The sequence below is a fragment of the bacterium genome, from assembly GCA_030654305.1.
In the GTDB taxonomy this organism is placed as follows: domain Bacteria; phylum Krumholzibacteriota; class Krumholzibacteriia; order LZORAL124-64-63; family LZORAL124-64-63; genus PNOJ01.
Genome location: JAURXS010000450.1, coordinates 1 through 1,009 on the forward strand (window position 1 = coordinate 1; position 1,009 = coordinate 1,009).

A 1,009-nucleotide genomic window follows, 5' to 3' on the forward strand; every position below is an offset into this window, starting at 1 on the left:
CTGGAACGACGTCCTGGACAGGTATCCCGACACGCCGCTGGCGCTGAACAACCGCGGCCTCGCCTGGGCGGAGCGCGGCGACCGCGCGGCCGCGCTCGCGGACCTCGATCGCGCCCTGCAGCTGGACCCGCAGTACGCCGACGCCCTCGGCAACCGGGGCGTCGTGAAGGGCGAGCGCGGGGACTACGACGGGGCGATCGCGGACTTCGACGAAGCCCTGCGACTGGCGCCCGCGTTCGCCGCGGCGCGCGCCGGCCTCGCGGACGCCCTGTTCCGGCGGGGCGTGGCGCGGTTCCAGGCCGCGGATTATGCTGGGGCCGTCGCGGATTTCGAGCGGGTCGCGGCCGGGCGCCCGGATTACCCGGGGGTCCGGCAGAATCTGAACGCGGCGCGGTCGCGGCTGCAAGGACTGAACGGCGGAGGGGACTGATGGACGAGAAGAAGATCCACACCGAGGAATTCGAGATCAACGGCGACCGGCTCGTGGCCGAGGTCAAGAAGCTGGTGCACGCCGGCAACATCCGGCGCATCACGATCAAGAACGAGGAAGGCAAGTCCCTGATCGAGATCCCGCTGACCGTCGGCGTGGTCGTCGGGCTGCTGGCGCCGGTGCTCGCGGCCGTCGGGGCCGTCGCGGCGTTGACGACCAAGTGCGTCATCGTCGTGGAGCGCGTCGAGACCGACGCCTGATCCCGGGGAACGATCCCAGGAAGGACAAGGTGATCTGGATGACCCACACCAGGATCGTCATGCTGAACGACAAGCGGATCGCGCTGGTCGCCCACGACAACAAGAAGCGCGACCTGCTGGAGTGGGCCCTGTACAACCGCGACCTGCTGGCGCACCACGACGTCTACGCCACCGGGACGACCGGCAAGGCCCTCGAGGAGGCGCTGGGGTTCGCCATCAAGAAGCTGCAGAGCGGCCCGCTCGGCGGCGACCAGCAGATCGGCGCCAAGATCGCCAGCAACGAGATCGACTTCCTGATCTTCTTCTGGGATCCTCTGGA

General features: G+C 69.2%; 3 protein-coding genes. All 3 read left to right on the forward strand.

From position 1 onward, the window contains the following. Positions 1 to 430 (forward strand): tetratricopeptide repeat protein (locus tag Q7W29_12990; protein ID MDO9172735.1); only part of this gene is annotated, 430 nt, incomplete at its 5' end. Continuing rightward, positions 430 to 690: a DUF4342 domain-containing protein gene (locus Q7W29_12995; GenBank protein ID MDO9172736.1), complete on the forward strand. Its 261-nt coding sequence runs from the start codon at positions 430 to 432 to the stop codon at positions 688 to 690. The genes Q7W29_12990 and Q7W29_12995, both read left to right, overlap by 1 nt. Positions 691 to 728: 38 nt before the next feature. After that, a partial coding sequence (locus Q7W29_13000; protein MDO9172737.1) for a methylglyoxal synthase occupies positions 729 to 1,009 on the forward strand: 281 nt, incomplete at its 3' end.

Coding starts and splice junctions, on each gene's coding strand:
- Q7W29_12995 (MDO9172736.1), top strand. CDS start 430: ATGGACGAGAAGAAGATCCACACCGAGGAATTCGAGATCAACGGCGAC.